This window comes from Luteolibacter sp. Y139 (genome assembly GCF_038066715.1).
GTDB classification, from domain to species: domain Bacteria; phylum Verrucomicrobiota; class Verrucomicrobiia; order Verrucomicrobiales; family Akkermansiaceae; genus Haloferula; species Haloferula soli.
Window position 1 is genome coordinate 318,886 of record NZ_JBBUKT010000002.1, and the last position, 13,813, is coordinate 332,698.

Consider the following 13,813-nt stretch of genomic DNA (forward strand, 5'->3'; position numbering starts at 1 on the left):
ATTTCCATTACACCCCCTGTGCAATAATCCCCTACCCCCTACACCCCCATGACCGATCAAGAAAAGATCAGTCGCCTGGCTTCTGCCGCGACCGAATCCCCTTCGTCGTTCCCTTCGAACCCGAGTCCGATCGTTGTCGGACCCCCGTTCGCGATTCGAAAGACGCTGTGCTCAGATTGCCATGCGTCTGAGATGCCACTGCCGTTCTTCCCAAGAGTGGCATTCTATCAGGAAGCCCGCGTAATGCTGGGTGACCGCAAGACTGGACCGAACCACCGCCGCTTGCGCCCACATCAGCGGCCCACGCTGGCTGCGGCCTCGTGCTGCCTGATGTGCTCGCTGAGCGCCTTGTTCGTCACATCCCCGCGCGGTGAGGAGTCTCTCACCGCCGTGGCCCGCAATGTGATCCAAGCCAGCAGCGATGCTGGCATGATGGTGTCCAATTCGGCACCTTGAACCGGTAATTCAAGGGTGGGTCAGGCTTCCACGCTGCTTTCGTGGTGCCTGCCCACCCGGACCGGTGACCATTCCAAGGTCGCGCTGCGGAAATCCCGCGGAGCCGCGACTCGGTAGCGGCCATCGTCGCCGCGCTGCGCCATGGTTTCGTGGCCGTCGATGTTCACCGTGAGTTCGGGTTCGGCGCTGCCGATTCCGCAGAAGGTGAGGTGCACCGTTTCATAGCCCGGTGTCCATGAGCCCAGCCATTCGCGGGTCACGGTGACGCGGCCTTCCGCGCCTTCGACGCGAAGGGTCGAGTCACGATAGACGCCTTGCTTCCATGCCTCGCCGTCGCCCTGGTCTTCGTACCAGCGGCTGGTCTCGCTGCCATTCTTCCACCATGCTCGCAACTCGGGCTCGGGGTTTGGAATCTCGCCGGTGTGTTGTTGGAGCGGCCAATGCGGGATCACCGCGCCGCCGCGTACGAAGACCGGGATGCGGTCGATGGGGCACTCGATCCAGATGTCGGTAGCCACGGCCTTCGGCCGCGAATCATCGTGGTAGGAGAACCAGTCCGCTTTCGGCAGGTAGAGGAAGCGGCCTTCCTCGCCCTCGGCCAGGATCGGCACGACGTAGAGGTGGTCTCCGAAGTAGAACTCCGCGCTGCGCCAATAGGCGTCCGGGTTCTCGTGCTCGACCAGAGGCAGCGAGCGGAGCATCGGGGTGCCGTCCTTCACATACTGCCAGAAGGCGGTGTAAACGGCGGGCAGGAGGCGGTAGCGCATCTCGATCGCGCGGCGGACGAAGTCGGTGGTGTCTTCGCCGAAGGACCAAGGTTCCTGATCGCCATGATCGCCGGAGGAGTGAGTACGGAAGAAAGGATGGAAGACCGCGAGCTGGACCCAGCGCAGGTAGAGCTCGGGCGAAGGCGTTTCGATGAAGCCGCCGATGTCCGACCCTATGAACGACATGCCGGAGGTGGCGAGCCGCTGGCACTGGGTATTCGCCATGTTCAGGTGCTCCCATGAGGCGACATTGTCACCGGTCCAACCGCAGGCGAAACGCTGCGTGCCAGCGTAGGCGGAGCGGGTGATGGAGAAGGGGCGTCTGCCATTGCCAAAGCGCCGCAGGCCCTCCTGCGTCGCGCGGATCATCTGCATTCCGTAGATATTATGCGCCTTGCGGTGGGAGCAGGGATGGCCGTCGTAGTCGTGGCGGACGTCGTGCGGGAAGGTGCCGTCTTCGAAGACCGCCGGCTCGTTCATGTCATTCCAGATGCCGTGGACGCCGACATCTTCGATGAGGCCTTTGAATTGATCCGCCCACCAGTGGCGGACGTCGGGCTGGGTGAAGTCGGGGAAGTGGCAGAGGCCGGGCCAGACTGAGCCCTTCATGAGATTGCCGTCCTGGCGGCGGCAGAAGTAGCCCTTTTCGACGCCCTCGACCCAGACGGGATAGCCGGGATCGATCTTGAGGCCGGGATCGATGATGGCGACGGTCTTGAAGCCGTCTTGCTCAAGCTCGGCGACCATGCGCTTCGGATCGGGGAAGCGCTCGGCATCCCACGTGAAACAGCGGTAGCCGTCCATGTAGTCGATGTCCAAGTAAAGCGCGTCGCAGGGGATCTTGCGGTCGCGGAAGCCCTTGGCGATGCCGCGGAAGAGCGTTTCCGGATAGTAGCTCCACTTGCACTGGTGGTAGCCGAGTGCCCAGAGCGGCGGCATTTCCGCGAGGCCGGTGAGGCGGGTGTAGCGGCGGACCACTTCGAGCGGGGTATCGCCGTGAATGAAGTAGTAGTTCATCTCCCCGCCCTCGGCGCGGAAGGTGGTCACGTTCGGCTTCTCGCTGCCGAAGTCGAAGCCGGTGCGGAAGGTATTGTCGAAGAAGATTCCGTAGCTGCGGCCGTGGCAGAGGCTGATATAGAAGGGGACGTTCTTGTAGAGAGGATCGGTGTGCGGGCCGTAGGCGTAGGTGTCGCTGCCCCACAGTTCGAACTGGCGGCCGCGCAGGTTAAGGTCGCAGGACTTGTCACCGAGGCCGTAGAAGTATTCGCCGTGCTGGCAGACCTTGCTCATTTTCACGACCTCGCCGCCGAAGACCTTGTTGTCCTCCCAGTGGAAGCCCTTGTCGTCCTGGCAGAGGATCTTCCCCGTGGCGGTTTCGGTGATGGTGGTCTTGAGCCCGTGGCGGGTGATGCGGATCGAGAGAGAGCCGGTCTTGATGGCGAAGCCGTCGGCGAACTCGATCAGCTCGTGGTCTGGCTGGGCGGGGGCGAAGGCCGGGTCGAGGGCGTAGGAAAAATCGTCGTCGAAACGGCCTTCGGGGGAAAATCGGAAGCGGACGATGCCCTCCGCTACCAGTTGGACGGCGAGCAGGACGCCGTTGTCGGTCAAAAACTCGAACAGCCCGGCGCGGGGGTGCCGGGTTTCGCGGATATTTCCAGGGAAGAAGTCCGCCGCGAGCTGCGCGGTGCGGTGCTTCTCCATGTAGTTGCCGGAGAATTCGTCGGAGGCCATGGGTGAGTCGGCGGGTTCTGGGGGTGAACGCCGTTTGGAATATAGGCTGGGAGCCACCCGCGTGCCAAGCTCCCGGAACGCGTAGCCTAGAAACTACGCAGACGGGCGGATTTTCCCGAATCGAGGGCCCTCCATGAATGCCATTCAGAAAAACTGTGTCTGTAGATGCCTCGAAATGGACTTTGGCGGGCGTTAGGCATACAGGATGCAATGCGCGTTACGTCACGCCGACACACATGAAGATCGCGATGCTGTCTTGGGAAAGCCTCCACTCGATTCCAGTCGGGGGAGGAGCCGTTCACGTCACCGAACTTGCCGCCGCCCTGGAGCGGCGGGGGCATGAGGTCCACGTTTTCACCCGCCTCGGAAAGGGGCAGACGACGGCGGCGATCATCGATGGGGTGCACTACCACCGCTGCCCGATCGAACTGCATCCGGACTTCATCACGGAGACGAATAACATGGGTAACGCGCTCATGTATTTCCTGGCGGCTCACGAGGTTCAGTCGGGGAAACCGTTCGACATCATCCACGGCCACGATTGGCTGTGCTCCAAGGCGGTCGCGCAGGCCAAGAACGACCATGGTCGCAAGACGGTCTTCACGATTCATTCGACGCAATTCGGCCGGACCGGAAACAACCTTCATACGGGAGTGTGTGACCGGATCCGGGCGATCGAGCGCGAGGGCACCTATGTCGCGGATCGCGTGATCGCGGTGTCCGGCTATCTGGCGGATGAGGTGAAGTGGCAGTATGAGGTGCCGGAGTGGAAGCTGAGGGTGGTTTACAACGGCATCGATTGCGCGCGCTTCGATGATCCCATTGATCCGGCCATCTGTCGTGCGAGCTATGGGGTCGCGCCGATGGATCCGATGATTTTGTTCGTGGGCCGCATCAGCACGCAGAAGGGTCCCGATCTTTTGTTAGAGGCAATGCCTTCGATCCTCCACTACAAGCCGAATGCGAAGGCGGTCTTCGTCGGCGGTGGTGACATGCTCGGTCATCTCCAGCACCGGGCGAAGGAACTCGGGGTGGATTTTGCGGTGAGATTTCCCGGTGCGATGAATCCGGATGGCGATGTGATGAATCTCTTCAAGAGCGCGGACGTGGTCTGCGTGCCGAGTCGCAATGAGCCCTTTGGCATCGTGGTGCTGGAGGCATGGGCGGCGTCGAAGCCGGTGGTGGTGACGCGCAATGGCGGGCCGCGCGACTTTGTCTCGCACGGTGAGGACGGCTACATCGTGGATGCGAGTGCGTGGGGCATTGCCGACGGCGTGAAGGCGGCGTTCTCGAACTTCGAGCACGCGCGGTGGATGGGAAGCCGGGGTCGGGTGAAGGCGGCGTATGGGTTTAGCTGGGATACGATCGCGGAGCAGACCGAGGCGATCTATCGGGAGATTGTGCCGGTGGGGGCTGAGGCGGAGGTGAAAGCCAAACCGGTTGATGGTGCTCTGGAGAAGAATGCGGAGGTGCCTGTGAAGAAGGTGGGGGAAGCCAAGACGACAGCTCCGGCCGAAGTCACCAAGGTGGAGGTAACCGAGGTGAAGCAGGCAGCTAAATGATTTTTCGTAGGCGCGGTGGTGAGGCTGCGGGGGCGACCGGTGAAGCAGTCTTTGCCCTTGGCTTCCGCGTTCTTACGAACGCGCCTACGGCTGGTTTGCGCGGGCTCGGCGAGATTGGACGCGTCGACGGGACGTCGACACCCCTTAGCCGTGTCGACAGAATGTCGACACTCCTTATACTGCCTTCACTTGCTCCTTCGGAACGCCGCGCATTTCGAAGATCCGGAAAATGGTGTCTTCGATCAGGTTATTCGGGCAGCTGGCGCCGGCGGTGATGCCGATGACGGCGGGAGCTTCGCCTAACAGCGCGCCGGGGTAGCCACTGGTGATCTCCGACTTTTCGTGGAGATCGAAATGGACGATCTGCTCCAGCGATTGAAGGCACTGGGCGTTGCGGATGAAGAACGTTGGCAACGCTTGTTCGCCGATTTCCACGAGGTGGGTCGTGTTCGAGCTGTTGTAGCCGCCGACGACGAAGAGCATGTCCATCGGACGGCGCAGCATTTCGAAGAGCGCGTCCTGCCGTTCCTGGGTGGCACCGCAGATGGTGTCGAAGACTTGAAAGCTCTCCGACGAACCATCGCGAGCTACCACGGCGGCGCGGACGCGGCGTTGGATCTCCTCGGTCTCGCTCTTGAGCATGGTGGTCTGGTTCGCCACGCCGACTTTCTTCAGGTGAAGGTCGGGATCGAAGCCCGGGGAGACGGCGTGGGGGAAGCGCTTGAGCAGTGTTTCCCGGTCGCCGCCTTCGCGGATGTAGCGGCAGACGATGTCGGTTTCCTCAAGTGTGAGAACGATGAGGTAGTGGCCCTTGCCGTCCTCACCGAGCGCGCGGGAGGCGGTGGCCTGGGTTTCCTCGTGGCCGGCCTTGCCGTGAATGATCGAGGTGATGCCGTCCTTGGCGTAGCCGCGGACCCGGCGCCAGACCTTCATGACGTCGCCGCAGGTGGTATCGACCACGTAGCAGCCGAGTTCCTCGATCTTCTCCATGAAGTTCGTCGGCGCGCCGAAAGCTGGCACGATCACCACGTCCTCGGCGGTGAGTTGGTCGTAGTCGTTAGTGAGCTGTTTCCACGGCAGGGAGACGATGCCCATGTCGACGAGCTGGCGATTCACCTCGGGATTGTGGATGATTTCGCCGATCAGGAAGATGCGGTTGTCCGGGAAGACGCGGCGGGCGGCGTAGGCGAGGTCGATCGCGCGTTCGACGCCGTAGCAGAAGCCGAACTGCTGGGCGAGGCGCACGGTGGTATTGCCGAGGGTGATCTCGCCGCCATTGGCGCGGATCCGCTCGACGATGGACGACCGGTAGTGGCGCTCGACCTCGGCATTGACCTGGGTCATCACGTCCGGGCGGCGGACGTTCACTCGGGGGCGCTTCGGGGCGGCTTCGCTCATGCGGGGGCGATATAGCGCCGGGACGCCGGGGAACAAATCATTTCCGGACAGGAATGGGGTGCTGCCGGGACGCCCAGAGTGCCAAGGAGTTCGGAGTCAGAGGCCGGGGGTCCTGGCGGCCTGGCGCTCCAAATCCTCTTTCCTTCCGAGCACCGGCAGCGCCAGCAGGGAGAAAAGCACCACCGCCATGACCTGCATTCCCAGCAGATAATAGGGCCATGGGCCCATGTGATCGAGCAGGCTGGGGTTCACCGGCTTGTGGGCGGTGAAGCCGAAATTGGTGCCAAGCCATGCGTTCACTACCATGGAGAGGAGCACGTAGAGATCTCCCAAGAGAAGGGCGGTCAGCGGGCCTTTCCACCACGGGCGTTCCGTCCGCCAGCCGCGGATGATGGGCAGGTAGAAGGCCGCTCCCACGATCGCGAAATGATGGACGAAAAAGCTGAAGAACGCGGGGTGGGGGAAGCCCACCGTGATGGCGGGGGTGAGCAGGGCCTGGATGGTGCCTGCCAGCCCCCAGAAGTAGGTCAGCAGGCAGAGTGTCCGCTTTTCGGTAATCAGGGCGAATCCAGCGATGATGGCAGCCAGATCGCACAGCTGCAGCGGCAGCGAGCTGTCCAGATCGGGGTCGCCGTCGATGGTCAGCCACGCCGCCTGCGTGTAGCCGAAGGCCGTCAGGCAAAGGAAGGCCAGTAGTCCGCGGGCGATCCGTTCGTTCCTGCCGCCTGTTTTTCCCAAGGCGATGATCGAGGAGATGCCTGCGATCCCAGCGACCATCGCCCAGCCGTGCATGGCGGTAAACGGATGGAACACGGGCGGCATGGGGGCAGACAATCGCTCTGGCATCTCCTCGGCAAGCCGGGAAGGCGGATCGGGTCATGATCCGGAAGAATCCCTCGCGTCGGCTCGCCGAGGCCGCGTAATTTGCTGCCATCATGAAGCGCGGCTCTCTTTTTGCGATGGTCCCTGCCGCGTCGGTGCTGCTTGCTCTCCGGTCGCATGGCAGGCCGGTCAATCCGGATGCGCTGACCGAGGCGGGTTTCACGATTTCCGTCCAATGCTGGTCGCTGAAGGAATTCACGCTCTGGGAGGCGATCGAGATGGCTGCCTTTGCAGGAGCCAGCGCGATCGAAGTCTTCCCGGGGCAGAAGATCGGTGGGGAGCTCGGCGGCACGAAGCTGGGTCCGGATATGAGCGATGAGCAGATCGCCACGCTGCTAGAGTATGCGAAGAAGAACGGCGTGGTCCCGGTGAGCTTTGGCGTGACCGGCATTTCCAAGCGCGAGAAGGAAGCCCGGCAGACCTTCGAATTCGCGAAGAAGATCGGCCTCCACGGTGTGACCACCGAGTCGCTCGAGGCGCTGGATACCCTCGAGAAGCTCGCCGAGGAATACGACATCAAGGTCTGCTTCCACAATCACCCCAAGCCGACCGCGATGTGGAATCCGGACAAGACCTGGGAGGCGATCAAAGACCGCCACGAGAACATCGGCTTCTGCGCGGATGTGGGCCACTGGGCAACCTCCGGACTCGATCCCATGGAGGTGGTCAAGAAGGTCGCGCCGCGCGTCCACTCTTTCCACATGAAGGACCGGGAGGCGTTGGGCGAGTGGACTCATGACCGTCCCTTTGGCACCGGGGTGATCGACATCGCCGCGATTCTCGACGAGGCCCGCAAGCAGGGCTTCGCGGGCGACGTGACGATCGAATACGAGCATAACTGGAAGAGCAACGTGCCGGAGATCGCCCAGTGCGTGGGCTATCTGCGCGCCTACGCGAAGATCAGGAAGGCGTAAGCCATTGAAAATGGACGGGGAATTGGAACGGCTATTTCTTTCCCCGCCCGCCTTCCCGTGGTAGTTCCGTCACTGCCATGAGTGATCCCTATTTGCCGCCGTCCGAGCCCGCGTCTGTCGCTCTGCCGCAGTCCGGGCTTTCCAATGAAGAGCGCACCTGGGCTTTGGTCGCGCATCTTTCCGCACTGTCTGCCTATCTGACCGGATTCGGGATGATCCTGGGGCCCTTGGTCGTGTGGTTGATCAACAAGGACAGCAAACCCTTTGCCGCGGAGCAGGCGAAAGAGGCGCTCAATTTCAACATTTCATGGCTGCTGTGGGGAATCCTTTGGGGTGTGGCCGCCTTCATCCTCACCTTCGTTCTTGTCGGCATCCTGATGTGGATCGCGTTTGCCTTCTTCGGAGTCGTGTGGACCATCCTCTGCATCATCGGCGGGATTAAGGCGAATGAAGGCGTGGCCTACCGCTATCCGCTGACGATCCGTTTCATTTCGTGAGTTTGAGGGAGTGCCACATCATCACCGGTCCGGCGGGTGCGGGGAAATCCTCCCATGCCCGCCGGCTTGCTTTGGAATTGGGCGCATGCCTCATCGATAGCGATACAGCGACGGAGCGGCTTGTCCGCGCCGGGCTTTCGCTGGCGGGGATGGATCCCGATGATCGCGACTCGCCTGCTTACAAGCGGGTGTATCGTGATGCGGTGTATGAGGCGATGTTCGACCTCGCTGTAGCGAACTTGCCGCAGATTCCGGTGGTTCTTGCTGGTCCGTTTACTCGCGAAGGCGGTGAGACGGATTGGCCGGAGCGGCTGGAGCAGCGGCTTGGCGTTAAGCCGGTGCTGCACTTCGTGTGGTGTCCCATCGAGGTTCGCCGCGAGCGGATGATTGCGCGAGGCGAGGACCGGGATTTGCCGAAGCTGAAGGATTGGGAAAGCTATGCTGCTTCCTGCCGTGAGGAGCGGCCGGTGTGGGAGCATGTGTTCGTGGAGACAGGTTGTTAGAGCGTGGGGGGAAGGCGCCGCAACGGGAAGATGTGGACGTCCACGTGATCCACCCAGAGCATCGATTCGGGTGGACCGTGAGGTTCTGGCAGGCCGTCCCATTTTACCGGGAGGGTGGACCACTGGTCACACTTGGCAGGGCCCCAGCGGTAGGGCGGGTGATGGACCTTGCCGCTGTAGAGGCGGTCGTTCCTGCCGCGGGAGAAGAGGATGTAGCGCTCTAACAGAAAGAACTCGAGCGTGCCGGGATGTGCTTCCCGTATTTCGCCGGCGGGGCCGTACTCGTAGACCGCCTCGTCGAGTTCGCCATCCCGCAGGCAGTGATAGCGGGTGGCATTGAGATCTCCGCCGTAGCGCATGCGGGCGTGCTCGTAGGGAAGCAGGAAGAGATTGCGCGCCAGCTCCACGGCGACGGGTTGGTTGCAATCGAGTGAGAGGAACCACACGCCCGGCTGGCCGGAGTCATCGTGGCAGTAGATCCGGACGTTGAGCTCGAGGAACCACGACAGCCCGGGCACGGCAGGCATGAGGACGGGCCTGACCCGCTCCATCAGGAACGGCACCACGCCGAGCCAGGCCTCTCCCTCGTGAAGATCGAGATGAAGGCCGGCGGGCAGGAGCGGGCGAAGCAGATCCGGATCGACGCGCCAGTGGAGGAACAGCAGGCGCGACCAGCGCTGCTTCATCACCGGGAGTCCCGCGGGACGATCGCGGGCGGCGAGGCGATGGTAGGTGGTCGGCTGCGTGTGGTTCACCCGCCCATGGATGGCTTTCCGGGGACCTTGAGAAAAGGAAAGGCTGCACAAGCCCCGGCAAATTCCGTGGGCCATGGACAGAGTTGGACTCCGGAGCGGAACATTTCCGAAGATTTTTTGCTAAGTCGGCTGATCCGCCCGGCATCCATGCGTGCAATCCCGCTTCCCTCCTAGGTCTGCGGGGATGCTGTCAGACAAAATCCGAGAAGGATGAAACGTGTTCTACCTGAGAAACGTTCCGTCCCGACCCACGGCGAGGTCCCCAAGACCAAGCCACCCGATTGAACCCAATATACCCTCAGAAGCCCAATGACCCAACGTCAGACCCTGCTGGCGCTCGCTGCAATGACGAGCCTCTCCGCGACCCCTGTCCTAGCCCTTTCCCTCTACTGGGATGGCACGAATACCACCCCGGACGCCGATGGCGGTGCGGGGACTTGGGATACCGCCACAACCTTGAATTGGGATACGGCGGCCACTGCCGGAAGCGATGCCGTATGGCCCGCCACAGGCACGGACAATGATGCGGTCTTCGCCGGCGCCGGCGGGGCCGTCACTATCCCGACCAACGGCGTGGTGGCGAATGACCTGAGCTTCCAGAGCACAGGATACACCGTCAGCGGCGACCCGCTGACCCTGAATGCCGCGACGAACAATATCACGGTAGCCGGTGGCGTCACCGCAGCGATCTCCGTGCCGGTCACCGCCACCGCGGGCAATGTCAACGTTGTCGGCACCGGCACGCTAGATCTCAGCGGGGCCTATGCGGGAAGCGCCCGGAATTTCACGGTCTCCAGTGCCACGGTGAACCTTTCCTCACCTACCTTTGCGATCAAGAAGTTCATCGTGGGGGCCATCATCGGCACCACCACTCCCGCCACGCTCAATCTCAACGGCGGGACGGTCACCACGTCCGGTGACTATGTGGGGATTGGGGACGGCATCAGTGCCACGCTGAATGTCCAAGGGGGTAATCTGACGCTGGGCGCGGCGACGACGGCGCTTTTCCTGGGGACCAATACGAATACGGTCGGGACGCTGAACATCACGTCCGGCAGCGTGAATGTGAACTCCGGGCCGCTGAACGTGGGCACGGGCTACAACGGCGCCCAGACCACGGCCTCGACGGGCATCCTGACCATTTCCGGCACCGGTGCCTACAACCACAACAGCGGCAGCCAGGTGAAGCTCACCAACTCGGCGAACCAGACCGGCACGGTGAACCTGCTGGCGGGCGGCACTTTCAGCATCAACGGGCAGGCAATCACCAAGGGCTTGGGCACCGCGACCTTCAACTTCGACGGTGGCACGCTGCGCTCGCTGGTGAGCACCGCGAACTACTTCACTGGAGGCCTCAATCCCGTGGTGAATGCCGGCGGCGCGAATGTCGATACGAATGGCTTCAACGGCACCATCTCCACCAACCTGACCGCAGGCACGGGCAATGGTGGCTTGACCAAGAAGGGCGCTGGTTTCCTAGGCTTGGCCGGGGTGAACACCTACACCGGCAACACGGTGATCCAAGGCGGTCAGCTGATCGCGAACGCGCTCACCGCCATTCCGGCTCCGGCCAAGGTCTCGGTGGCAAGCGGTGCGGGCTATGGCACGCGGCTCGGCCTCGTCAGCGAGGCTGACTTTCTCAGCCTGGCAGGTGCCGCGGCGTTTGCTCCGGGTTCCTACGCTGCCTTTGACACGGGCAGCGGCAACCAGGTCCTGACCACGAACATCGCCACCGCCACCAATCTCGGTACGGCGATTGGTTTGGCAAAGGTCGGCGCCAATACGTTGACGGTCGATCTCTCGGCCCAGACGTTCACCGGCGACATCGCAGTGAATGGCGGCCCGCTGACGCTGGATACGGCGGGCACGCGCAGCTATGGCGGAGCCATCACCGGAAACCAGACGCTCAATGTCCAGGGCACCGGCGGCCTGACGCTTACCGGCACTTCGAGTATCGGCCAGTTCAACAAGTTTGGTGGCAGCACCTTCACTTCCGCCGGGACAATGACCGTGGCGAACGGCCAGAACTTCTATGCTCATGAAGGGACCTTCCGGCAGACCGGCGGCGTCGTGAACAGCGGGGCCTATGTGGTCATTGGCCGGACAGCCGGCCTGACCGCCGAGTATGTGATCAATGAAGGCGTGCTGAATGCCAGCGGCGTGACCGGAACCTCTCGCAATACCGTGCTCGCCGAGCAGGGCAGCACCGGGATCCTGACGATCAACGGCGGACTGGTGAATGCCCTCAACAGCGCCACCGGCGGCGCGGCAGGCAACTCTGTCTATGGCATCCGCATGGCTGGCACCGTGGCGGACACCGCGACCCTGAACCTGAATGGCGGCACGCTGGTGCTCAGCCGGACCACAGGCGTGGGCACCTCAACCTTCAATTTCAATGGAGGCACCTTGAAGGCGAACAACAGTTTCACGGACTTCATGTGGGGCTTGACCCGGGCGAATGTCCGCAATGGCGGGGCGGTGATCGATACGAATGGCAGCAACGTGACGATCGCCCAAGCCCTGCGACACTCGGAAATTCCAGGCGATGCGGCGACGGACGGCGGCTTGGTCAAGCGCGGTGATGGAGCCCTGGACCTCGCCAGTTCCGAGAACGACTACACCGGTGACACCACGGTGGTGGGCGGGAGCCTGGTGATGCACTCGCCCACGCTGGCGGACGGCTCGGACGTTACGATCGGGAGCGGGGCCTTTTTGGACCTTGAGACCGGCGTGACCGATACCATCCGGACTCTGGTGATCAATGGTCAGCCGGCGGCGGTGGGCACGTGGGGCGGCAGCGGCTCTAGCGGGGCGGATCACGTCAGTGACGCGATCCTTGGCGATGGGCTACTTCTCGTCACCCAATTGGCAGCCGTTTCCGACTATGACGCCTGGGCCACCGGCAAGGGATTGACCGGAGGAAATGCCGCGTCCACGGCTGATCCGGACCAAGACGGAGTGAGCAACCTGCTGGAGTTCGCGCTGGATGGCGATCCGCTCAGTGCCTCCGATAAAGGCAAGCAAGTCGTGCAGATTCAGGATGTCTCCGCTCCTGCTGGGAAAGAACTCACCCTGGTGGTGGCGGTGCGTGATGGGGCAACTTTCACCGCAGGCAGCGGCAATTCGCAGACCGCGACGGTGGACGGCGTGGTCTACCGGATCGAGGGATCACTTGGCCTCGCCAGCTTCGACAGCCCGGTCTCGCATGTCTCCGTCTCCGATGATGCGGGCATCGACATGCCTTACTTGGGTGGAACGGATTGGGAGTATCACACCTTCAAGCTGAATGCCTCCGAAGGACTTCCCTCGAAAGGCTTCCTGCGGGTGAGTGTGCAGCCGGCTCCCTGAGCCACACCGTTGACCATTGTTAGATCACACCGCGCGAGCTTCGGGGCTCGCGCGGTTTTTCGCGTTTCAAGCCGAAGCTCAGAGCGCTGCGATGATCTTCTCCATCCGCTTGCCGTAGTCGACGTAGCTGTCGTAGCACTGCTGCCAATCGACCTGCGACTGGTCCTTCACGTGGAAGACAGTGGCGACGTGGGGCTCGATGGCGATCCAGCCCTCGTAGCCGCGGGACTTCGCATCGGCGAGGATCTCGGGGATCTTCGCATCGCCCTCGCCCGGCATGGTGTAGATGGGCTCCACGCCGTCGGTTGGCGGGCTGATGCAGTCCTTGATGTGGATGTGGACGACGTGGTCGCGGACCGTGGTCCAGAACTCCCACGGGTCTTGCCATGGGTAAGGCTCGCCCTTCGAGCGGTCGCGTTGGAACAGAGGATTGCCGGTGTCGAAGACGAGCTTGAGGCCGGGGATTTCCTCGATCAGCCGAAGCGTGTGTTCGGCGGAGAAGCCGCCCCAGTTCATACAGTTTTCGTGGATGGCGGTGAGGCCGGCATCGTCGAAGCGCTGCACAATTTCACGAAGGCGGCGGAAGCGCTCCTGCTCCTGCTGGTCTTCGCCCCATGGCTCCTGGGCGTAGGACATCACGCGGATGAGCTTGGTGCCGAGGCGTTGCATGCGCGGGATGGCGCGCTCGATTTCAGCAAGCGTGATGGCGAAGTCGGTGGTGATCTTCTTGCCCCAATTTCCGATCAGCGAGCCGAATTCGGGGATCTGAATGCCGGCTTCATCGAGACGGTCGGCGACGCGGTCGAAGTCATCCTGCGGCAACTCGTGGAGGTTCGCGCCATTCATTCCGCGAGCGGAGATGGCGGACCAGCCGAGTTCCTTGGTGGCCTTGATCTGGGTCTCGAGGTCGCGTGCGGCCTCGTCGGCGAAGCCCGTCAGTTTAAGGGTCGGAGCGGACATGTCTGACAGATGTTGAGCCTGCCCGGCCGCTGCCTGCAAC

The 13,813-nt window shown here is 62.6% G+C and carries 11 protein-coding genes; 6 read left to right on the plus strand and 5 right to left on the minus strand.

Annotated features, from left to right (window positions below; genetic code table 11):
• Positions 1-48 precede the first annotated feature (48 nt).
• Positions 49-456: a hypothetical protein gene (locus WKV53_RS06285; RefSeq protein ID WP_341403508.1), complete on the plus strand. Its 408-nt coding sequence runs from the start codon at positions 49-51 to the stop codon at positions 454-456.
• 20 nt (positions 457-476) lie between these two features.
• On the opposite strand, the gene WKV53_RS06290 is transcribed toward WKV53_RS06285, so the two are convergent.
• Positions 477-2,954 carry a glycoside hydrolase family 31 protein gene (locus WKV53_RS06290; protein WP_341403509.1) on the minus strand — a complete coding sequence of 826 codons (2,478 nt, stop codon included), beginning with the start codon at positions 2,952-2,954 and terminating at the stop codon, positions 477-479.
• Between the two features lie 236 nt (positions 2,955-3,190).
• On the opposite strand from WKV53_RS06290, the gene WKV53_RS06295 reads away from it, so the two are divergent.
• The gene (locus WKV53_RS06295; protein WP_341403510.1) at positions 3,191-4,516 is read left to right on the plus strand and encodes a glycosyltransferase family 4 protein; all 1,326 of its coding nucleotides are present in this window, start codon (positions 3,191-3,193) and stop codon (positions 4,514-4,516) included.
• Positions 4,517-4,690: 174 nt separating this feature from the next.
• Here WKV53_RS06295 and WKV53_RS06300 read toward each other — a convergent pair whose 3' ends face one another.
• Both WKV53_RS06300 and WKV53_RS06305 read right to left on the minus strand, forming a co-directional pair.
• Positions 4,691-5,914, minus strand: a complete 1,224-nt coding sequence (locus WKV53_RS06300; RefSeq protein WP_341403511.1) for a 4-hydroxy-3-methylbut-2-enyl diphosphate reductase — start codon at positions 5,912-5,914, stop codon at positions 4,691-4,693.
• A gap of 96 nt (positions 5,915-6,010) precedes the next feature.
• The gene (locus WKV53_RS06305; RefSeq protein WP_341403512.1) at positions 6,011-6,727 is read right to left on the minus strand and encodes a YwaF family protein; all 717 of its coding nucleotides are present in this window, start codon (positions 6,725-6,727) and stop codon (positions 6,011-6,013) included.
• Between the two features lie 122 nt (positions 6,728-6,849).
• Here WKV53_RS06305 and WKV53_RS06310 point away from each other — a divergent pair, with 122 nt between their 5' ends.
• The 3 genes from WKV53_RS06310 to WKV53_RS06320 all read left to right on the plus strand — a co-directional run bounded on the left by WKV53_RS06310 (position 6,850) and on the right by WKV53_RS06320 (position 8,710).
• A complete protein-coding gene (locus tag WKV53_RS06310) occupies positions 6,850-7,710 on the plus strand; it encodes a sugar phosphate isomerase/epimerase family protein (protein WP_341403513.1) in 861 nt (286 codons plus the stop codon).
• A gap of 77 nt (positions 7,711-7,787) precedes the next feature.
• Positions 7,788-8,207, plus strand: a complete 420-nt coding sequence (locus WKV53_RS06315; RefSeq protein WP_341403514.1) for a DUF4870 domain-containing protein — start codon at positions 7,788-7,790, stop codon at positions 8,205-8,207.
• Complete coding sequence (locus WKV53_RS06320) at positions 8,204-8,710, plus strand: P-loop nucleotide/nucleoside kinase family protein (protein ID WP_341403515.1); 507 nt, start codon at positions 8,204-8,206, stop codon at positions 8,708-8,710. Before WKV53_RS06315 ends, WKV53_RS06320 begins: the two co-directional genes overlap by 4 nt.
• Here WKV53_RS06320 and WKV53_RS06325 read toward each other — a convergent pair.
• Positions 8,707-9,465, minus strand: a complete 759-nt coding sequence (locus WKV53_RS06325) for a YqjF family protein (RefSeq protein WP_341403516.1) — start codon at positions 9,463-9,465, stop codon at positions 8,707-8,709. The genes WKV53_RS06320 and WKV53_RS06325 overlap by 4 nt on opposite strands.
• A 309-nt stretch (positions 9,466-9,774) precedes the next feature.
• Between WKV53_RS06325 and WKV53_RS06330 the strand changes: the two genes are divergently transcribed.
• Positions 9,775-12,813: a beta strand repeat-containing protein gene (locus WKV53_RS06330; protein WP_341403517.1), complete on the plus strand. Its 3,039-nt coding sequence runs from the start codon at positions 9,775-9,777 to the stop codon at positions 12,811-12,813.
• A 78-nt stretch (positions 12,814-12,891) separates the two neighbouring features.
• Here the strand turns inward: WKV53_RS06330 and WKV53_RS06335 are convergent, their stop codons facing one another.
• Entirely contained in the window at positions 12,892-13,773 is an 882-nt protein-coding gene (locus WKV53_RS06335; protein WP_341403518.1) for a sugar phosphate isomerase/epimerase family protein, read from the minus strand.
• Between the last annotated feature and the right edge of the window lie 40 nt (positions 13,774-13,813).